The 19909-nt window shown below is 75.0% G+C and carries 20 protein-coding genes; 14 read left to right on the top strand and 6 right to left on the bottom strand.

The annotated features are described in order from the left end of the window. Positions 1-175 precede the first annotated feature (175 nt). Genes kdpF through QSK03_RS08460 form a run of 6 tightly spaced genes read left to right on the top strand, consistent with a single transcriptional unit; the run spans position 176 to position 7936 of the window. Positions 176-262 carry a K(+)-transporting ATPase subunit F gene (kdpF, locus tag QSK03_RS08435; RefSeq protein ID WP_285650908.1) on the top strand — a complete coding sequence of 29 codons (87 nt, stop codon included), beginning with the start codon at positions 176-178 and terminating at the stop codon, positions 260-262. Further along, on the top strand, positions 262-1899 hold the full coding sequence (kdpA, locus tag QSK03_RS08440; protein WP_285650398.1) for a potassium-transporting ATPase subunit KdpA: 1638 nt from the start codon (positions 262-264) through the stop codon (positions 1897-1899). The genes kdpF and kdpA overlap by 1 nt, the downstream gene beginning before the upstream one ends. Continuing rightward, complete coding sequence (gene kdpB, locus QSK03_RS08445; protein WP_285650400.1) at positions 1896-3986, top strand: potassium-transporting ATPase subunit KdpB; 2091 nt, start codon at positions 1896-1898, stop codon at positions 3984-3986. The genes kdpA and kdpB overlap by 4 nt, the downstream gene beginning before the upstream one ends. A gap of 3 nt (positions 3987-3989) precedes the next feature. After that, on the top strand, positions 3990-4667 hold the full coding sequence (locus tag QSK03_RS08450; RefSeq protein WP_285650402.1) for a potassium-transporting ATPase subunit C: 678 nt from the start codon (positions 3990-3992) through the stop codon (positions 4665-4667). Positions 4668-4691: 24 nt separating this feature from the next. Continuing rightward, a complete protein-coding gene (locus tag QSK03_RS08455; RefSeq protein ID WP_285650404.1) occupies positions 4692-7247 on the top strand; it encodes a sensor histidine kinase in 2556 nt (851 codons plus the stop codon). Positions 7248-7252: 5 nt separating this feature from the next. Then, entirely contained in the window at positions 7253-7936 is a 684-nt protein-coding gene (locus QSK03_RS08460) for a response regulator (RefSeq protein WP_285650411.1), read from the top strand. On the opposite strand, the gene QSK03_RS08465 is transcribed toward QSK03_RS08460, so the two are convergent. After that, positions 7899-9062, bottom strand: a complete 1164-nt coding sequence (locus QSK03_RS08465; protein ID WP_285650413.1) for an MFS transporter — start codon at positions 9060-9062, stop codon at positions 7899-7901. The two genes, QSK03_RS08460 and QSK03_RS08465, sit on opposite strands and share 38 nt — an antisense overlap. A 76-nt stretch (positions 9063-9138) precedes the next feature. On the opposite strand from QSK03_RS08465, the gene QSK03_RS08470 reads away from it, so the two are divergent. The 3 genes from QSK03_RS08470 (at position 9139) to QSK03_RS08480 (ending at position 12071) form a co-directional block, all read left to right on the top strand. Continuing rightward, entirely contained in the window at positions 9139-9477 is a 339-nt protein-coding gene (locus QSK03_RS08470) for a hypothetical protein (RefSeq protein ID WP_285650415.1), read from the top strand. Positions 9478-9747: 270 nt separating this feature from the next. After that, a complete protein-coding gene (locus QSK03_RS08475) occupies positions 9748-11061 on the top strand; it encodes a hemolysin family protein (RefSeq protein WP_285650416.1) in 1314 nt (437 codons plus the stop codon). Further along, complete coding sequence (locus tag QSK03_RS08480) at positions 11058-12071, top strand: hemolysin family protein (protein ID WP_285650418.1); 1014 nt, start codon at positions 11058-11060, stop codon at positions 12069-12071. The genes QSK03_RS08475 and QSK03_RS08480 overlap by 4 nt, the downstream gene beginning before the upstream one ends. On the opposite strand, the gene QSK03_RS08485 is transcribed toward QSK03_RS08480, so the two are convergent. After that, entirely contained in the window at positions 12068-12412 is a 345-nt protein-coding gene (locus QSK03_RS08485) for a universal stress protein (protein WP_285650420.1), read from the bottom strand. The genes QSK03_RS08480 and QSK03_RS08485 overlap by 4 nt on opposite strands. Positions 12413-12607: 195 nt before the next feature. Between QSK03_RS08485 and QSK03_RS08490 the strand changes: the two genes are divergently transcribed. After that, positions 12608-13915: an MFS transporter gene (locus QSK03_RS08490; RefSeq protein WP_285650421.1), complete on the top strand. Its 1308-nt coding sequence runs from the start codon at positions 12608-12610 to the stop codon at positions 13913-13915. Between the two features lie 78 nt (positions 13916-13993). Then, complete coding sequence (locus QSK03_RS08495) at positions 13994-14695, top strand: Crp/Fnr family transcriptional regulator (RefSeq protein ID WP_285650422.1); 702 nt, start codon at positions 13994-13996, stop codon at positions 14693-14695. 15 nt (positions 14696-14710) lie between these two features. Here QSK03_RS08495 and QSK03_RS08500 read toward each other — a convergent pair whose 3' ends face one another. Both QSK03_RS08500 and QSK03_RS08505 read right to left on the bottom strand, forming a co-directional pair. Continuing rightward, entirely contained in the window at positions 14711-15055 is a 345-nt protein-coding gene (locus tag QSK03_RS08500) for a DUF3040 domain-containing protein (protein ID WP_285650423.1), read from the bottom strand. A gap of 155 nt (positions 15056-15210) precedes the next feature. Beyond that, on the bottom strand, positions 15211-15747 hold the full coding sequence (locus QSK03_RS08505) for a TetR/AcrR family transcriptional regulator (protein WP_285650424.1): 537 nt from the start codon (positions 15745-15747) through the stop codon (positions 15211-15213). Positions 15748-15828: 81 nt separating this feature from the next. Here QSK03_RS08505 and QSK03_RS08510 point away from each other — a divergent pair, with 81 nt between their 5' ends. Continuing rightward, on the top strand, positions 15829-17292 hold the full coding sequence (locus QSK03_RS08510; RefSeq protein ID WP_285650425.1) for an MFS transporter: 1464 nt from the start codon (positions 15829-15831) through the stop codon (positions 17290-17292). Positions 17293-17412: 120 nt separating this feature from the next. Here QSK03_RS08510 and QSK03_RS08515 read toward each other — a convergent pair whose 3' ends face one another. Beyond that, positions 17413-17709, bottom strand: coding sequence for a putative quinol monooxygenase (locus tag QSK03_RS08515; protein WP_285650426.1), 297 nt, complete (start codon positions 17707-17709; stop codon positions 17413-17415). A gap of 115 nt (positions 17710-17824) precedes the next feature. Here QSK03_RS08515 and QSK03_RS08520 point away from each other — a divergent pair, with 115 nt between their 5' ends. Beyond that, on the top strand, positions 17825-18682 hold the full coding sequence (locus QSK03_RS08520) for an AraC family transcriptional regulator (RefSeq protein WP_285650428.1): 858 nt from the start codon (positions 17825-17827) through the stop codon (positions 18680-18682). 5 nt (positions 18683-18687) lie between these two features. After that, entirely contained in the window at positions 18688-19113 is a 426-nt protein-coding gene (locus tag QSK03_RS08525) for a VOC family protein (protein WP_285650433.1), read from the top strand. Between the two features lie 6 nt (positions 19114-19119). On the opposite strand, the gene QSK03_RS08530 is transcribed toward QSK03_RS08525, so the two are convergent. Continuing rightward, positions 19120-19899: a YybH family protein gene (locus QSK03_RS08530; protein ID WP_285650434.1), complete on the bottom strand. Its 780-nt coding sequence runs from the start codon at positions 19897-19899 to the stop codon at positions 19120-19122. Positions 19900-19909: the final 10 nt, after the last annotated feature.

Below are 19909 nucleotides of genomic sequence, written 5' to 3' on the forward strand. Positions count from 1 at the left end.
CGACCCGTCAACGCGGGCCTCGGCGGGGCCTCTCGAGCGGAGTCTCGCGGTCGGCGCGCCGCCGTGGGGGCGGTGCCTCGACCGAAGGGGATCCGGTGCTCGACCTCCTCTCCGCGGGCGTGGTGATCGCGGGCTTCGCGGTCCTCCTGCTCGCCGTGCGCGGGCTGGACCGGCTGTGATCGCGAACGTCGCCGGAGCCGTCATCGCGCTGGGCCTGCTGATCTACCTCGTCGTCGCCCTGTTCCGTCCGGAGAAGTTCTGATGGCCGGCGTCCTGCAGGTCCTCGTCCTGCTCGTCCTCCTGGCGGCCGCCTGGCGCCCGCTCGGGGACTGGATGGCACGCGTCTACACCGAGGAGCGCGACTGGCGCCTCGAGCGCGGCCTCTACCGGCTGGTGCGCGTCGATCCACGCTCCGAGCAGCGGGCGAGCACCTACGCCGTCGCGATCCTCATGTTCTCGTTCGCGGGGATCGTGCTGCTCTACCTGCTCCAGCGGCTGCAGTCGTTCCTGCCGTTCGCCTTCGAGCGGGGTGCGGTCGACCCCGGGATCGCGTTCAACACCGCGATCTCGTTCGTGACCAACACGAACTGGCAGTCGTACGTCCCCGAGACCACCATGGGCCACGCCGTCCAGATGGTCGGTCTGACCGTGCAGAACTTCGCCTCGGCGGCCGTCGGCATGGCGGTCGCGGTGGCGCTGGTGCGCGGGTTCGTCCGCGCGCGCACCGACCGGCTCGGCAACGCGTGGGTCGACATCGTCCGCGGGTGCACCCGCGTCCTGCTGCCGATCGCCGCCGTCGCCGCGGTCGCGCTCGTCGCCACCGGTGTCGTGATGAGCCTGCGGTCGGGCGTGGACGTGATCGGCGCCGACGGACGTCCGTCGACGATCGCCCTCGCCCCGGCGGCGTCCCAGGAGTCGATCAAGGAGCTGGGCACCAACGGCGGGGGCATCGTCAACGCCAACTCGGCGCACCCGTTCGAGAACCCGAACCCCGTCTCGGACATCCTCGAGATCTTCCTGCTGCTCGTGATCCCGGTGTCGCTGACGCGGACGTTCGGGCGTCTCGTGGGGTCGACGCGGCAGGGGGTCTCGCTGCTGGCCGTCATGGCCGGGCTGTGGGGCGCGATGCTCGCGGTGACCTGGACGGCCGAGGCCCGCAGCGCTGCGTTCGCCGGGGCGAACCTCGAGGGCAAGGAGGTCCGCTTCGGCATCCCGGCGTCGGCGCTCTTCGCGACCTCGACCACGGGGACCTCGACCGGCGCGGTGAACTCGCTGCACGACAGCTTCTCGGCGTTCGGTGGCGGCGGGGCGATGCTCACCATGCTGTTCTCGGAGATGACCCCCGGCGGAGTCGGCACCGGCCTCTACTCGATCCTGATCATCGCGGTCGTCGCGGTGTTCCTCGCCGGGCTGATGGTCGGGCGGACCCCCGAGTACCTCGGCAAGCGTCTCGGGCGCCGCGAGGTGACCTGTGCGGTGGTCGTGGTGCTGACGATGCCGGCGCTCGTGCTGCTCGGGACCGGGCTCGCGATCGCGCTGCCGTCGACCGCGGAGGCGATGACCAACTCCGGGCCACACGGTCTGAGCGAGGTGCTGTACGCCTACGCCTCGGCGGCCAACAACAACGGCTCGGCCTTCGGCGGGCTGACGGTCACGAGCAACTTCTTCCAGACCACGCTGGGCGTCGCGATGCTGCTCGGCCGCTTCCTGCCGATCGTCGCCGTCCTCGCCCTGGCCGGGCTGCTCGCGCGGCAGCCACGGGTGTCGCCGGGGCCCGGAACGCTCTCGACCGGCACGCCCCTGTTCTCAGTGCTCGTCGCCGGCACGATCGTGCTGGTCGCGGCGATCACCTTCCTCCCCGCCCTCGCCCTGAGCCCCCTCGCGGAGGGACTCGCATGACCGCCGTCCTCGACCGCCCCCGGACCACCACGCGTCCCATCGGCGCCGGCGCGTTCCGGCCCGCGCAGCTGCTCGAGTCGCTGCCGACCGCGCTGCGCAAGCTCGACCCGCGCCACCAGGTCCGCAACCCGGTCATGTTCGTGGTGTGGGTCGGGTCGCTCGTCGTCACCGTGGCGGCGATCGTCGACCCGAGCGTGTTCGCCTGGCTCATCGCGGTCTGGCTGTGGTTCACCGTCGTCTTCTCGAACCTCGCCGAGGCCGTCGCCGAGGGCCGTGGCCGCGCTCAGGCCGACGCGCTGCGGGCGACGCGGACGGACACGGTGGCCCGCCGCGAGGACGGGTCGAGCGTCCCGGCCACCGACCTGGCGATCGACGACCGCGTCGTCGTCGAGGCCGGGCAGGTCATCCCCGGCGACGGCGAGATCGTCGAGGGCATCGCGACCGTCGACGAGTCGGCGATCACCGGGGAGTCGGCGCCGGTGGTGCGCGAGTCGGGCGGGGACCTGTCCTCGGTCACCGGCGGCACGACGGTGCTCTCCGACCGGATCGTCGTGCGCATCACCGCGAGGCCCGGGGAGTCGTTCGTCGACCGGATGATCGCGCTGGTCGAGGGTGCGCAGCGGCAGAAGACACCGAACGAGATCGCGCTGACGATCCTGCTCTCGGCGCTGACGATCGTGTTCCTGCTGGCCGTGGTGTCGCTGCAGCCGATGGCGGCCTACTCGGGCGGGCCGCAGTCGCTCGTCGTGCTGGTCGCCCTGCTCGTGTGCCTCATCCCGACCACGATCGGCGCGCTGCTCTCGGCGATCGGGATCGCCGGCATGGACCGGCTGGTGCAGCGCAATGTGCTCGCCACGTCCGGTCGCGCGGTCGAGGCGGCGGGTGACGTGGCGACGCTGCTGCTCGACAAGACCGGGACGATCACCTACGGCAACCGGCGCGCGACGGCGTTGCATGCGCTCGACGGGGTGGACGGCGCCGAGCTCGCGGCGGCCGCCCGGCTCTCGAGCCTCGCCGACACGACCCCCGAGGGGCGCTCGATCGTCTCGCTGTGTGCCGAGGAGCACGGGCTGGCGGTCGAGGCGAGCGCACGCGAGGCGGCCGCCGAGTTCGTGCCGTTCAGTGCGACCACCCGCATGTCGGGGGTCGACCTCGACGGCCGGGAGCTGCGCAAGGGCGCGACGTCGGCGGTGCTGGCCTGGCTGGGCCCCGACGTCCCCGACACCGACCGCGCCCGCCTCGAGGAGATCAGCACCGAGATCGCCGAGCGAGGCGCCACCCCGCTGGTGGTCGCCTCCCATGTGAGCAGTTGGCGCCCCGATAAGGGCGCCAACTGCTCACGTACGGGTGCGCTGGGGGTCGTCGAGCTCTCGGACGTCGTGAAGCCGGGGATCGCGGAGCGGTTCGGGGAGCTGCGGGCGATGGGCATCCGGACCGTCATGATCACCGGCGACAACCCCGTGACCGCGCGGGCGATCGCCGCGGAGTCCGGCGTCGACGACGTCCTCGCCGAGGCGACGCCGGAGGACAAGCTCGCGCTCATCCGCCGCGAGCAGGCCGGCGGGCGGATGGTCGCCATGACCGGCGACGGCACCAACGACGCGCCCGCGCTCGCGCAGGCCGACGTCGGCGTCGCCATGAACTCGGGGACCGCGGCGGCCAAGGAGGCCGGCAACATGGTCGACCTCGACTCCGACCCCACCAAGCTCATCGGGGTCGTCGAGGTCGGCAAGCAGATGTTGATCACGCGCGGGGCGCTGACCACGTTCTCGCTGGCCAACGACCTCGCGAAGTACTTCGCGATCCTGCCGGCGATGTTCCTGGCGATCTTCCCGCAGCTCGGCGCGCTCAACGTCATGGCGCTGGCGACGCCGCGGTCCGCGATCCTCTCGGCGGTCGTCTTCAACGCGCTCGTGATCGTCGCGCTGATCCCGCTGGCGCTGCGCGGCGTGCGGTTCCGCCCGTCCTCGGCCGACCGGCTGCTGCGCCGCAACCTGCTCGTCTACGGGCTCGGCGGCATCGCCGTGCCCTTCGTCGGCATCGCCGCCATCGACCTCCTCGTCCGGCTCATCCCGGGGATCGGCTGAACCATGTCCACCGTCATCGACTCCGAGCCGACCGCCACCCGCGAGTCGCCCGTCACCACGGGCCAGCTGCGCCGCCAGCTCGCCGCCGCGGTCCGGGTGCTGCTGGTGCTGACCCTGCTGCTCGGCGTCGTCTACCCCGCCGTCGTCTGGGGCGTGTCCCGCCTCCCGGGCCTGCACGCGAACGCCGAGGGCTCGGTGATGCCGGGGATCGGGGGCTCGAGCCTCATCGGCATCGACCCCGTCCCCGCGAACCCGGCCGCCGACCCCTGGTTCCACCCGCGGCCGACGGCCTCGGCCCCCGACGACGCGGTCGCCGGCCTCGGGCCGGCCGACGCGACGACTTCCGGCGGCTCGAACCTGGGCCCGTCCTCGGAGGACCTCGCGACCGCTGTCGCGGACCGTCGCGCCGCGATCGCCGCGCGCGAGGGCGTCGACCCGGCCGTGATCCCGCCCGACGCCCTCACGGCGTCGGCGTCCGGGCTCGACCCGCAGATCAGCCCGGCCTACGCGGCCCTGCAGGTGCCGCGGGTCGCCCGCGTCACGGGTCTCGGCGAGGACCGGGTCCGCGCGCTGGTCGCCGCGGCCACCGACGGCCGGACGTTCGGCGTGCTGGGCGAGCCGCGGGTGAACGTCCAGGAGCTCGACGCCTCGCTCGCCACGGTCGTGCCCGGGATCCGGTGAGGCGCTCCGGTGCAGGATGAGGAGGTGTCCGAACCTGGTGTGCCGCGCCGGGGTGAGCTGCGCATCCACCTCGGTGCGGCGCCGGGCGTCGGGAAGACCTACGCCGCCCTGAACGAGGCGCACCGGCGCCTCGACCGGGGCACCGACGTCGTCGTCGGGCTGGTGGAGACGCACCGGCGCCCGCGGACCGCGGACCTCCTGGCGGGCCTCGAGGTGCTCGCCCGGAAGACCTACGAGCACCGCGGCGCCGAGCTCGGCGAGCTCGACGTCGACGCCGTGCTCGCCCGCGCGCCGGAGGTGTGCGTGGTCGACGAGCTGGCGCACTCCTGCGCACCCGGCGCGCGCCACGCCAAGCGCTTCGGAGACGTCGAGGAGCTGCTCGCCGCGGGGATCGACGTGATCTCGACGGTGAACGTGCAGCACCTCGAGTCGCTCGGCGACGTCGTCGAGCGGATCACCGGCGTCCGCCAGCGCGAGACGATCCCGGACGCGGTGGTGCGCGCGGCCGACCAGATCGAGCTGGTCGACATCACCCCCGAGGCCCTGCGACGACGCATGGCCCACGGCAACATCTACGCGCCCGAGAAGATCGACGCGTCTCTGGCCAACTACTTCCGCACCGGCAACCTCATCGCGCTGCGCGAGCTGGCCCTGCTCTGGGTCGCCGACCAGGTCGACGTCGCCCTCCAGCGCTACCGCAGCGAGGAGGCCATCTCCGAGGTGTGGGAGGCGCGGGAGCGGGTGGTCGTCGCGGTGACCGGCGGCCCCGAGAGCGCCACCGTGATCCGCCGGGCGGCCCGGATCGCCCGGCGCGCCGGCTCGGCGGACCTGCTGTGCGTGCACATCCTGCGCAGCGACGGCCTGGCCACCACCGGCCCGCGACGCGACGGTCCCGGTCTCCGGCGCCTCGCCGAGGACGTCGGCGCCTCGTTCCACTCCGTGGTCGGCGACGACGTGCCCGCCGCGCTGCTGGAGTTCGCGCGCGCCGCCAACGCCACCCAGCTGGTGCTCGGGACGTCCCGGCGCTCGCGCTGGGCGCGGCTGGTCGACCCGGGGATCGGCGCCCGGACCATCGCGGAATCCGGCACGATCGACGTCCACCTCGTCAGCCACGCGGAGGCCGGCGCGGCCGCGAAGCGTCCGGGGTGGTCGCTCCCGGCCCGCCGGCAGGCGTGGGGCTGGCCGGCGGCGGTCCTGCTCCCGGTGCTCGCGACCGTGGTCGGGGTGCTGCTGCGCGAATCGGTGGACCTGTCCACCGACGTGGTCCTGTTCTTCCTCACCACCGTCGTCACCGCGATGATCGGTGGGCTCGCGCCGGCACTGCTCGCGGCCGTCGGCGGCGGCCTGCTGCTCAACGTCTTCCTGACCCCGCCGCTGTACACCCTCACGGTCGCGCAGCCCGAGAACGCCTTCGCGATCGTCGCGATGGTGATCGTGGCCGTTCTCGTCGCGGCCGTCGTCGACCGGGCCGACCGCCGCGCGGTGCAGGCCGCCCAGGCGCGCACCGAGGCGACGCTGCTCGCGTCGTTCGCCCGGGTCGTGCTCGCGCGGTCCGATCCCCTGCCCAAGTTGCTCGAGCGGGTACGCGAGGCGTTCGGGCTCACCTCCGTGGCGCTGCTCGAACGGCGCGGACCCACCTGGGATGTCACCGCCTGCACCGGCGAGGCCCCGTGCGCCAGGCCCGCCGACGCGGACGCCGACGTCGAGATCGACGAGGGCGTCCACCTCGTCGCGACCGGCCGCACGCTGACCGCGAGCGAGAGCGCGCTGTTCGCCACCGTCAGCGGGCAGGCGCTGCTCGCCCTGCGCAACCGGCGCATGGCGGCCGAGGCGACCGACGCCCAGCGTCGGGCCGACGCGGCCGGGCTGCGCACCGCCCTGCTCTCGGCCGTGGGGCACGACCTGCGGACGCCGCTCACCGCGATCAAGGCGGCCGCGGGGAGCCTGCGCGACCCGACGCTGCGCATGTCCACCGGGGATCGCCAGGAACTGCTCGCGACCGTCGAGGAGTCCGCCGACCGCCTGACCGGCCTCGTCGACAACCTGCTCGACTCCTCGCGCCTGGCCACGGGGGCCGTGAGTCCGATCGTCGCGCCGGTGGGGCTCGACGAGGTCGTCGCCGCGACGCTCGGGGGCGGCCACGTCGACGCGACGCGGGTGACCGTCGACGTCGCCGAGGACCTGCCCGCCGTCCTCGCCGACACCGGGCTCGCGGAGCGGGTGGTCGCGAACCTGGTCGACAACGCCGTGCGGCACGGCGGCGCGGGGCCGGTCGCGGTCCGGGGAAGCGCCCACCGCGACCGCGTGGAGCTGCGCGTCGTCGACACCGGCCCGGGCGTGCCCCGCAAGGAGCGCGACCGCCTGTTCGGGCCGTTCCAGCGCCTCGGCGACCGGCGGGCGGCGACCGGCGTCGGGCTCGGCCTGCACGTCGCGCGCGGGTTCACCGAGGCGATGGGCGGGCGGCTCGACGCCGAGGACACCCCCGGCGGCGGGCTGACCATGGTCCTCTCGCTGCCGGCGGCCCCCCTCGGGGCGGAGGAGCACCGCGTCGCGCCCCCGCTGGACCCGGCGGTGGGGTGAGGTCCGTGAGCCGCGTCCTCGTCGTCGACGACGACCCCCATCTGCGCCGCACCCTGCGGATCAACCTCACCGCGCACGGCCACCACGTCGTGCTCGCCGCCGACGGGTCCGCGGCCCTGCGCGCCGCCGCCGAGCACCCGCCGCCCGACGTCGTCATCCTCGACCTCGGGCTGCCCGACATGCCGGGCCTCGAGGTCCTCGAGGGCCTGCGCGGGTGGACGGCGGTCCCGGTGATCGTGCTGTCGGCGCGCACCGACTCGGCGGACAAGATCGCCGCTCTCGACGCCGGCGCCGACGACTACGTCACCAAGCCCTTCGGCGTCCCCGAGCTGCTCGCCCGCCTGCGCGCCGCGGTCCGTCGCGGGGCGGTGGTCACCCCGGACGGCACGCCGGTGGTCGAGACCGCGAGCTTCACCGTCGACCTCGTCGCGAAGAAGGTCGTGCGCGACGGCGCCGAGGTGCACCTGTCCCCCACCGAGTGGGGCGTCCTCGAACACCTGGCCCGCCATCCCGGGATGCTCGTCACCCAGCAGCAGCTCCTCCGCGAGGTCTGGGGGCCGGCGTACGGCACCGAGGGCCACTACCTGCGCGTCTACCTCGCCCACCTGCGCCGCAAGCTCGAGCCCGACCCGTCGCGGCCGCGCCACCTCGTCACGGAGGCGGGGCGGGGGTACCGGTTCGAGGTGTGAGGATCAGGACCGCGGTGATCACGAGGAGTACCGCGAGCCCGACGAGGACGGCCGTGAGGCTGATGACGCCCAGCAGCAGGCCCACCACGGCCGGCGCGATCACCGCGGCGGTCGCCCCCACCGCGACCACGACCGTCAGCGCCTCGCCGGAGCGGTCCGGGGCGATCTCGGCGGTCCACACCGCGAGGACCGCGGCCCCGCCCATGATCCCGGGCGCGTAGATCGCGGCGGCCACGAGGGCGACGATCCCCGAGCCCGCGCCCGTGCCGAGCACGACGAGCGAGGCACCGAGGAAGAGCAGGCAGGCCGCCGCGACGCGGACGGTGCCGAAGCGCGCGCACCACCCGCCGATGCCCAGCCCGACGAGACCGACCACCCCGACCAGCGCGTAGAGCACCGGCGCCCAGCCCGGCGCGAGGGCGGCACGGCGCAGCATGTCGGCCGCCCAGGTGAAGAAGGTCGTGACGCCGACGTGGAAGGCGATCGAGTACGCGACCGGCACCGCGAGCCCGCGCAGTGCGAGGCGCCCGGCCCGCCCGACCGGGTCGGGCGGCACCCGGGGCGTCCAGCGGAGGTTGAGCAGGCCCGTGAGGGCGGAGGCCAGCCCGATCGCCACCCACAGCAGGCGCCAGCCGGGGACGCCGATCGCCCCCAGCCCGACGATCCCCGACACCACGAGGCCCGCACTCGTCCCGGTGCTGATGACCGCGAGCGTCCGGGGGCGCGCCGGCGCGTCGACGACCACGGCGGCGAGGTCGGAGTACGCCGCCCACACCCAGCCCGCGGCGCTGCCGGCGAGCACCACGCCGACCGCCAGGACGAGCGGCGACCAGGCCCCGGCGGCGAGCAGCCCGCCGACGAGCCCGCACGCGCTCCCGACCGTCGTCGGCGCGCGCCGACCGCACCGCCGGCCGAGGACGGGCGCGAGGAGCAGGCCGGCGAGGTAGCCCGCGAACGACCCGGAGGCGATGAGCCCGAGCACGGCGTCGTCGAGACCGTCCGCCGACAGCGACGGGTCCGCGCGCAGCGAGGGCAGCGTCAGGCCGAACGCGTAGCGGCCCATCCCGTAGGCCACGCCCACCACCGCGGCGCCGGCGACGGTGAGGCGGAGAGCCGCGGTGCGCATCGCCCGATCGTGGATCACAGCACGGCCACAGGTCGACCACACCGCCCGGACAGCGCCGGGGCCGACGCTTCACGTCATGACCGCAGCAACCGACCCCACGCCGACGCCCCGCCCCGCTCCCCCGGCCCGACCCGACGGCTACACCGTCCACCGCGACGCCGACGCCCCGACGATGGTGTCCGCGACGACGACGACCGCGGCACCGGCCCCGCCCGGTCCCGTCGCGACGACCCGCCGCCAGGTCTCCCTGTGGGTCGCGTCCGTGATCGCGATCGTCGCGTTCCTCGTCGGCATGGGCATCTCGATGCTCGTCGGCCCGCTCGGCGGCCCGCCCGACGGCGGCGCCGGCGGCCCCGGCGGGACCCCGCCCGGCGCGTCCACGAGCCAGAGCACCGACACCACGCAGGGCACCTGATCCCGGCGAGGGGCACCTCCCGCCGCCCGCGACCCCCCTCGGGCCTGCCGGACGTGCCCCTCGCCGACCCGGGCGGCCGATCGGGGTCGGCCGCCCGGTGGCTACTGGCTGGTATCGCTCGCGTGGCGAGGGATACCAGCCAGTAGCCGCGCGTCCCGCGCGAGCCGGGTCACCCCGGGTCACCCCGGGGAACTCCGCCGACGGCGTGTCCGTTGTGCCGGATGTCCGCCTCGACCCTGGGGAGCCCATGACCCGCCGTCCGGTCCGCCCGTGACCGAACTGCTCCTGATCCTCGCGGCGGCGGTCCTCGTCGTCGCCTGCGGCGTCTTCGTCGCCGCCGAGTTCGCCTTCGTCGGCGTCGACCGCGCCGCGATCGAGCGGGAGGCCGAGCACGACCGCCGGTCCCGCGGGGTGCTGTCGGCGCTGCGCTCGCTCTCGACCCAGCTCTCCGCCGCCCAGCTCGGCATCACGGTCACGAACCTCGCGATCGGCTTCCTCGCCGAGCCCGCGATCGCGGCCGTGCTGGCCGAGCCCCTGCAGTCGCTCGGGCTGTCCGCGGACGGCGCGTCGGCGGTCTCGCTGATCGTCGCGCTCGTCCTCTCGACGGCCGTCACGATGATCTTCGGCGAGCTCGTGCCCAAGAACCTCGCCATCAGCGCGCCCCGCGGCACCTCCCGCGCCGTGCAGGGCGTGATGCGCGCGTTCACCACGGTCACGCGCCCGCTGGTGGCGCTGCTGAACTCGACGTCCAACGTGCTCGTGCGCGCCGTCGGCGTCGAGCCGACCGAGGAGCTCGCCTCGGCCCGGTCCGCGGAGGAGCTGTTCTCGCTGGTCCGCCGCTCGGCCGACCAGGGCACGCTCTCCGGGGAGACGGCGACGCTGGTCCAGCGCACGCTCGCGTTCACCGAGCGCCACGCCGCGGACGTCATGACCCCGCGCGGCGCGATGGTGACCCTCGCGCCGACCGACACCGTCGCGACGCTGCTCGAGCGCTCCGCCGCCACGGGCCGGTCGCGGTTCCCGGTGCTGGGCGACGGCCACCCCGGCGTCGTCCAGGTCCGCGACGCGCTCGGCGTCGACCACGCGACCCCCGTCGGCGACCTCGCCCGCCCCGTCGGCGCCATCCCCGAGACCCTCGACCTCGACCGCCTGCTGACCCAGCTGCGCGCCGGCGACGTCCAGCTCGCGCTCGTCGTCGACGAGTACGGCGACGTCGCCGGGCTCGTCACCCTCGAGGACCTCGTGGAGGAGCTCGTCGGCGAGGTCCGCGACGAGCACGACCCGGGCACCCCGCCCGGCCGGCGCCTCGACGACACCACGTGGCGCGCCGCCGGCCGCCTGCGCCCGGACGAGGCCTCGACGCTGATCGGCTGGACGCTGCCCACGTCGCCCGAGTACGACACGCTCGCCGGCCTGCTCGCCGAGCACCTGGGGCGCGTGCCGGCGGCGGGCGACACCGTCACCGTCACCGCGACGCGGCCGGGCGAGGATCTCGGCGAGGTCGTCGAGCGGGAGGTCCGACTCACCGTCGAGTCGGTCGACCGGTGGCGGGTCGTGGCGGTGCGCCTGGAGGTGGCCGCGTGAGCGTCGGAGCCGGCATCGCCACCGCCGTCGTCCTGCTGGCGGTCAACGCCTTCTTCGTCGGCGCCGAGTTCGCCCTGATCTCGGCGCGCCGCGCGTCCCTCGAGCCGCGCACCACGACCTCGTGGGCCGCGCGGGTCACCGTGCGCGCCATGGAGAACGTGTCGCTGATGATGGCGGGCGCGCAGCTCGGCATCACGATCTGCTCGCTGGGCCTCGGTGCCCTCGGCGAGCCCGCGGTCGCCGCGGCGATCGAGCCGGTCTTCGCCGCGCTCGGCCTGCCCGAGGCCGCCGTGCACCCCGTGGCGTTCGCGATCGCGCTGCTGATCGTCGTGTTCCTGCACGTCACGGTCGGCGAGATGGTCCCGAAGAACATCGCGCTCGCCGTCCCGGACCGTGCGGCGCTGGTGCTCACCCCGCCGCTGGTGGGGATCGTGACCGTGCTGCGGCCCTTCCTCTGGGTGCTCAACGGCATCGCCAACCTGACGCTGCGGGCGGTGCGGGTCGAGCCCCGCGACGAGATGGCGAGCGCGTTCAGCCGTGACGAGGTCGCCGCGCTGGTGGAGCAGTCGCGCGACCACGGGCTGCTCGACCGCGACGAGGCGGCCCTCGTGCACGGCGCGCTGGGGTTCTCCGACGCCACCCTGGACCTCGTGGCGGTCGACGATGTCGTCACCGCCCGGCCGGACGCGACCGTCGCCGAGCTGGAGGCGGTCGCGCGGGCGCGGGGCTTCTCGCGGCTACCGCTGCGCGACGAGCACGGCTGGCACGGCTACGTCCACGTCAAGGACCTGCTCGGCCCGCCCGCCCCGCCCCGGGACGCGCCGCCGCCGACGGGGATCGTGCGGCCGCTGGCCACGTTCGCCCCCGACACCCCGCTCGCGGACGCGCTCACCCGGATGCGGCGCAGCGGGGCGCACCTGGCGCTCGTGGGCACGGATCGGGTCGTCACCCTCGACGACGTGCTCGCCGCGCTGGTCGGCGACATCCACCACGCCGGGGCGCGCTCCTAGAGACGGTCCTTCACCGCGAGCACGGGCACCGGCGCCTCGAGCAGCAGCCGCTGCGCGACGTCGCCGAGGAACGCCTTGCCCACCGGGCTGCGGCGCCGCACGCCGATGACGAGCAGGTCGACATCGGCGTCGGCCTCCAGGCGCTCGAGCACGGCGTCGCCGTCCTCCACGCCGACCACGCGGTCGACGACGGTGGCGCGCGCGCCGTCGGGCACGGCGAGGGGGCCCGCCCGCAGGTTGAGTGCGACGACCTGGGTGCGGCGGCGGTCGCCCTCGGCCAGCGCGACCTCGAGGGCCGCCGCGCCCGGATCGTCGTCGGTGACCGCCACCAGGATCGTCATCTCGACTCCGTCCCCGGACGTCCCCCGGTGGACGCCGCGGCGAGCCTACGGCCGGCACCGGCCGTCTGCGCGAGCACACTGCGCCACCCGGCCGGGGCAGCACGAAACCGGTCATCCGTCTGTCGTGTGTGATACAGACCGCAAAGGTGATCGAACGGACACTGGGCGTACCCGTACGAACGTTCAGGAGGTCCCGTGAGCGGCTCGCCACCACCGATGCGCCGGATCGCGATCGCGAGCATGACCGGCACCGTGATCGAGTTCTACGACTTCTTCATCTACGGCACCGCCGCCGCCCTCGTGTTCAACAAGGTCTTCTTCCCGTCGCTCGGCGCCGCGGCGGGCACGGCGCTGGCCCTGGCCACGTTCGGCGTCGCGTTCGTCGCCCGGCCCTTCGGCTCCGTGCTGTTCGGCCACTTCGGCGACCGGCTCGGACGCAAGCGCACGCTCGTCACGACGCTGCTGCTCATGGGGCTCTCGACGCTGGCCATCGGCCTGCTGCCCACCACCGGGGCGATCGGCGTCGCCGCCCCGATCATCCTCGTGCTCCTGCGCGTCCTGCAGGGCCTCGCCGTCGGCGGCGAGTGGGCCGGCGCCACGCTGCTCACCGCGGAGAACTCCCCGGCGAAGGCGCGCGGCAAGTTCGCGCTGTTCCCCCAGCTCGGTCCGTCGCTCGCGTTCGCCCTGGCCAGCGCGACGTTCCTGGCGACGGCACTGACGATGTCGAACGAGGCGTTCCTCGCCTGGGGCTGGCGGGTCCCGTTCATCGCGAGCGTCCTCCTGGTCGCGGTCGGTCTCTACGTCCGCCTCGCGATCACCGAGACCGCGGCCTTCTCGTCGCACCGCAAGGCGGGCGTGGTCGACACGACGATGCCCGTGGCCGCGGTCCTGCGGACCCAGACCAAGGAGGTCCTGCTCGGCGCCGGCTCCACGATGGCGGTGTTCGCGTTCTTCTACATCGGCGTCACCTACCTGACGACCTACGGCACCCAGCAGCTGGAGCTGCCGCGCACCACCGTGCTCGCGATGGGCATCGTCGGCGGGCTCGTCTTCGCGGCGACGACCATCGCCGGGGCGATCCTCTCCGACCGGGTCGGGCGCCGACGGATGATCATCATCGGGAACTCGCTCGCCGTCGCCGGCGGGATCGTCGCGTTCCCGATCCTCGACATCGGCACCGGCTGGTCGTTCGGGCTCGGCCTGTCGGTGGTGCTCGGCGTCGTCGGGTTCGCGTACGGGCCGCAGGGTGCCCAGCTGCCCGAGCTCTTCCCGACGCGCTACCGCTACACCGGGGCCGGCATGGCCTACAACCTCGCCGGTGTCCTCGGCGGCGGCGTCGTCCCGCTGATCGCGACCGCCCTCGTGGCCACGTTCGCCTCGAGCTTCGCGATCGGGCTGCTGCTCGCAGGGCTGTCGGTCGTGAGCCTGCTCTGCACCCTCGCCCTGCCCGACACCGGCGCCGAGTCGATCCCGGACGCCGCCCCGGAGGCCGCCCTGGCGTGAGCCGGACCCCGATCACCGCCGGACCGGCGCCCGCTTCATCCCTTTCGACGGGTGCCGGTCCGGCCTACGCTGCGCCCGGTGTCCGGTCCCACGGTCTCGCCGTTCCTTCTCGCGGAGCCCGGCGCGGTCAGCCGCCGGATCGAGGCGCTCGGCATCCCGCGGCTCCTGCGCGCCGGCGAGCACCTCTACCGCCAGGGCGAGGGGGCGTCGTCGTTCCACGTCGTGGCAACGGGACGGGTCCGCATCCACATGCTGCGCCCGGACGGCACCGTCCGCGTCATCTCCTGGGCCGAGCCGGGGGCGAGCCTCGGCGAGGGCGTGTGCTTCGACGGCGGGCCCCACCCGGTCACCGCGACGGCGGCCGGGGCGTGCCGCGTGCTGTCCGTCGGCCGCGACGTGCTCGTCGAGGCCGCGCGCGACGACCCCGAGCTGCTCGTGGAGGTCGTGCGGCGGGTCGCCCACAAGCAGCGGGTGCTCCACCTGCACGTGTTCCTCGACGGCCTGCCCGCCCGCGAGCGCGTAACGGTGCTGCTCGGCCACCTCGTCGAGGCCTACGGCGAGGGCGCGCTCGGGACGGCGGGCACCGGCGGCATCTCGGCCCGGCTCAGCGTCCGGCCCGCCGTGGACGAGCTGGCGCTGATGATCGGGCTGACGCGCGTGACGACGAGCCGCGAGCTCTCCCGGCTCGTCGCCGAGGGCGTCCTGGTGAAGGACGGTCGCAGCATCGTCGTGCGCGACCTCGCGGCCCTGCGGCGGCGGGTGGACGCGGTCGCGGTGTGACGGGTCGCGGTGCGCTCAGCGCCGCAGCGGGCGCACCCGGTAGAGCACCGTGCGCAGCAGCAGCGGCACGCCGACGGGCAGCACCAGGCAGCCCACGGCGCCGACGACGGCCAGCACCACGCTCCCGAGGTGCAGCCCGAGCACGAGCGGGACCGCGCCGAGCAGCACGGTGGCGACCAGGCCCAGCACGAGCGCGAGGTTGCCGGCCCCCATGCGTCCCGGGGCGGGCGCGCTGACCCGGCGGGCGAAGCGCGGGTCCTCCTGCGCCAGCGCGCTCACGATCGCGCCGAAGCGCTCGGCGACGGGGTCGGCGGGTCGGTCGGGAACGGCGGGCCGACCGTGCTCGTCGTGCGGGTCCACCCCACCAGGGTGCGGTACGTCCGGGTTCGCCACACCGTGTCCTCGACCACCGGCGTGACGCGGCGACCAGCGGAAACGGCGACGTCACACGGACGACACACCGTGCCGCCGACGGCGGTCACGGCACCGGTCGGCGACGCGGACGGCGACCCCGCTCACTCCGGCGGGCGAGGCGCCGCTCGTCGCAACAGCTCCTCGGCCGCCGCGCCGAGCTCGGCGCTGCTCTGTCCGACGATCGCCCGGAGGTAGATGCCGTCGCCCAGGGCCGCGACGAGGTCGGCCGCGAGGGCGTCGCCGAGCTCCTCGGCGAGCGCCGTCCGCCACCCCGCCATGCACCGGCGGGTCACCTCGGCGGCCCGCGGCTCGGTGGTCGACAGCTTGATCATCGCGACCGTCGTCCGGTACACCGCGCTGCCCGCCGCGGGGTCGTCGATCGACGTGCGCAGGTAGTAGCGCGCGATGCCCTCGGGCGCCGCGCGGGCCGCCGCGAGATCGGCGTCGGTGAGGGTGCGGCACCGGTCCAGCAGCCCCTCGAGCAGGGCCTCGCGCGAGCCGAAGTGGTAGAGCAGCCCGCCCTTCGAGACGCCCGCGGCCGACGCGACGGCGTCGAGGGTCACCGTCTCGGGTCCGGAGGTCACCACGAGGTCGGTGTAGGCGTCGAGGATGCGGTCGCGCTGTGACGGGCGAGGCACGCCGTTGACAGTAGACCGTCCAGCCGGTGTAGTTTCGATCCTCGTAACTGTACCGTCCGGACGGTAAACCAGGAGGCTCCGATGTCCCGCCGGTCGCCCGGTCTCGCCCTGGCCGCGCTGACGCTGCCGGTGCTGCTGATCAGCATCGACATGACGGTGCTGGGCACCGCGCTGCCCGCCCTCGCCGAGGATCTCGACCCCGGCGCGGCCGAACAGCTCTGGATCGTCGACGCGTACTCGTTCGTGCTCGCCGGGCTGCTGGTCACGATGGGCACGCTCGGCGACCGGATCGGGCGGCGCCGCCTGCTGCTGTGGGGGTCCGCGGCGTTCGGCCTCGCGTCCGTCGCCGCCGCGTTCGCGCCCAGCGCCGGCGCGCTCGTCGCCGCCCGCGCGCTGCTGGGCCTGGGCGGGGCGACGCTGATGCCGTCGACGTTCTCGCTGATCAAGACGACGTTCCCGGAGCCTCGTCGTCGTGCCGTCGCGGTGGCGGTCTGGTCGGCCGCGTTCTCGGGCGGCGCCGCCGCCGGACCGGTGCTGGCGGGCTTCCTGCTCGAGCACTTCTGGTGGGGCTCGGTGTTCCTCGTGAACGTGCCGGTGATCGTGCTGCTGCTCGTCGCCGGCCCGGTCGTGCTGCCCGAGAGCCGCGACCCGCACCCCGGCCCGTTCGACCTGGTCTCCGCGGTGCTCTCGCTCGCCGCGATGGTGCCGGTGGTCGCGGCGGTGAAGACGGTCGCCACCGAGGGCCCGACGCCCACGGCCGCGCTGGCCGCGGCGCTGGGGCTCGGCGCGGGGGCCCTGTTCGTCCACCGTCAGCGGACCGTCGCCCACCCGCTGCTCGACCTGCGGCTGTTCACCCGGCGGTCGTTCTCGGTGTCGGTGGTGACCAACCTGCTCGGGGTGTTCGCCCTGGTCGGGCTGCTCCTGCTGCTGCCGCAGTACCTGCAGCTCGTGCTCGGCCTCGGCCCGCTCTCCGCGGCGCTGTGGATGCTGCCGGGCTCGGCCGCCGGGGTCGCCGGGGCGCTCGTCGCCGCCCGCCTCACCCGGCGCCTCGCGCCGCCCGCCCTCGTCGGCCTGGGCCTCGCGGGCGCGGGGCTCGGGCTGGCGCTCGTCGCGGCGTTCGGCGGGCTCGCGGGTGTGGTCGTCGGGTTCGCCCTGCTCGGGGGCGGGGTCGCGCTCGCCGAGGCCCTGACCAACGACCTCATCCTCGCCGCCGCGCCCACCGACCGGGCCGGGGCGGCATCGGCGATCTCCGAGACGGGCTACGAGCTCGGCGGCGCGCTCGGCACGGCGGTGATCGGGAGCCTCGCCGCGGCCGTCTTCACCGCCCGGACCGGGCAGGAGACGCTCGGCGGCGCGATCACCCACGCCGCGGGGCTCGACCCGGCCGCGGGGTCCGCGCTCGCCGTGGCCGCCCGCGACGCGTTCACCGCCGGGCTGCAGGGCGCGGCGGCGCTCGGCGCCGTGGTCCTGGTGCTCACGGCGGTGGGCGCATGGCGGCAGCTGCGGGCCGGCGCCGCGGACGACCGGGAGCCGGTCGCGGTGTGACGCCGGCGCGGGGAGCGAGGGACGCCCTCGCTGCGTGAGCGCCCGGAACCCGAGGAGCGAGGGACGCCCTCGCTGCGTAGGACGCAGCGAAGGACGCCCTCGCTCCACACACCGCGCCGGTCAGCGGGGCTGGACCTCGCCCATCTCGCCCCAGCCGTCCTGCGGCACGTCCTGCACGTTGATGATCTTCGGCGCGGTGGCCACCCAGTCCGGTGCCTGGGCCACGAACTCCTGGAAGTGGTCGGACTGCACGTGCGCCTCGCCGGCGTCGTCCTGGAACGCCTCGATGAGGACGTAGGTGTTGTCCTCGGAGAGGTGCCGGGCCCACTCGAAGAAGATGTTGCCGGGCTCGCGGCGCACCGCGTCGGTGAACTCCTCGACCAGCGACGGGAACTGCTCGGCGTACTCCGGCTTCACCGTCCACTTGACGTGATCAGGATCACGCTCGTCTCCTCTCGGCCGACGCCCCGCGCCGGATCGACTCCGACGATCATCCTCGCGCGCGGGGCCGCGGGCGGGCCACACTGGCCGGGTGGAGGAGACGACGGACCCCCGCGTGGGGAGCCCGGCCGGCGCCCTGGCCGGCCACGTCACCTACCACGGCTACGAGATGCACGGCGAGCCCGGCGTGCACCGCGGCCTGCCCTCGCCGTACCTGACGTTCATCGTCACCTTCGGCACGCCGCTGACCATGCGGACCCCCGACGGCGGGCTCGTGGTCCGGCGCACCGCCCTCGGCGGGCTGCACGCCACCCCGGAGACGATCGTCCACGACGGCCGCCAGTCCGGGGTGCACATCTCGCTCGACCCCCTCGCGGCCCGGGCACTGCTCGGGGCCCCGGCCGCGGAGCTCGCGGGGGTCACGGTCGACGCCGACGACGTGCTCGGCACCCTCGCCCTCGAGCTGGCCGACCGCGTGGAGGAGGCCGACGGCTGGGCCGCCCGGTTCGCCGCGCTCGACGACGTCCTGCACCGCTCCCTGCGCGGCGCCTCCCCGGCGACCGCCGCCGGCCGCCCGGTCGCGCCCGAGGTGCGCCGCGCGTGGCGGCGGCTCGTCGCCTCCGGCGGCACCGTCCCGGTGCACGGGCTCGCCGACGAGGTCGGCTGGAGCGAGCGCCACCTCGGCCAGCGCTTCCGCGCCGAGCTCGGGGTCGCACCGAAGGTCGCCGGGCGGATGGCGCGGTTCGACCGCACGCGCCGTCGCCTGGCCGCCCGGGCGCTCGCCGGCGGCCCGCTCGGGCTCGCCGACCTCGCCGCGGACGCGGGCTACGCGGACCAGGCCCACCTCACGCGCGAGTTCGGCGCGCTGGCCGGCTGCTCGCCCACGCGCTGGCTCGCCGAGGAGATCGGGAACATCCAAGACGCGAGCCCGCCGCAGCCGTCACCGTGAACGCCATGAGCACCGACAGCAAGACACCCCCGCCCCAGGTCTGGCCCAGCCTCGCCGCGAACGACGCCCGCGGTCTCATGGCGTTCCTCACCGACGTGCTCGGGTTCGTCGAGACCGTCGCCTACACCGACGACAGCGGCGTCGTGCAGCACGCCGAGCTCGCCTGGCCGGCCGGCGGCGGGATCATGATGGGCCAGCGGCGTCCCGGCACCGACGGCCGCGTCACGGCGTCGGGCGCGTTCAGCGCCTACGTCGTCGTCGCCGAGGCCGGCGACATCGACGCGCTCGCGGCGCGGGTGCGCGACGACGGGCGCGGCACGGTCGTCCGCGAGCCCTACGACACCGACTACGGCTCCCACGACGTCGCCGTCCGCGACCCCGAGGGCAACAACTGGCAGTTCGGCACCTACCCCGGTTCGCCCCGCCCCTGACCACGGTCAGCCCGGCTCCGGGTGGGACAGGTGCTGGTGGACCATCCGCCAGCCCCCGGGCGTGCGCCGGAAGACGCGCGTCCCGCGGGAGCGGTCGGTCGGGCCGCCGGCCGGGGTGATCTCGTCGATGCCCCAGGACACGGCGAGGTCGCCGCCGGCGAGGACGCGCAGGTCGGGGATCGTCCAGTGCACCGGGTCGGGCGAGGCCTCGAGGCCCGCCCGGCAGACCTCGCGGACCTCGTCGACGCCGGCGTGGTCGCCGGCGTGCTCGTAGGACACGACGTCGTCGGCGATGGTGGCCATGAGGCCGTCGAGGTCGCCGGCCGCGGTGTCGTCGGCCCAGCGACGGTGGACCTCGCGGACCGCCTGCTCGTCGTCCTCCCGGATCGGCGTCTCGTCGGCGAACGAGTGGTGCTCGTGGGCCACCACCCACCGGTCCCCCTCGCGGCGCAGCCCGAGCGTCAGCCGCAGGCGCCGCTCGGGGTGGGCGGCGAGCTCGTCCGAGGTGTCGCAGCGCAGCAGGGCGTGGGCGAAGGCGACGTCGTCGCCGGCGGTGACGTCGAGCTCGAGGATCTCGAAGCACGCCCCGCTCGCCTGGAACGCGAAGAACGGCGGCCAGGTCGCCGCGTACGCCGCGATCCCCCGGACCCCGTCGTGGGGTGGCGGGACGTCGAACATGACGATGTCGCCGGCGTGGTCGGCGACGACCGTGTCCAGGTCGCCGGTGTGCACCGCGAGCGCCCACCGCTCGATCAGGGCGCGGATCGCGTCCTCGTGGTCGGCCATCGGGATCCTC

The sequence above is a fragment of the Actinomycetospora sp. NBRC 106375 genome, assembly GCF_030269665.1.
Taxonomy (GTDB): domain Bacteria; phylum Actinomycetota; class Actinomycetes; order Mycobacteriales; family Pseudonocardiaceae; genus Actinomycetospora.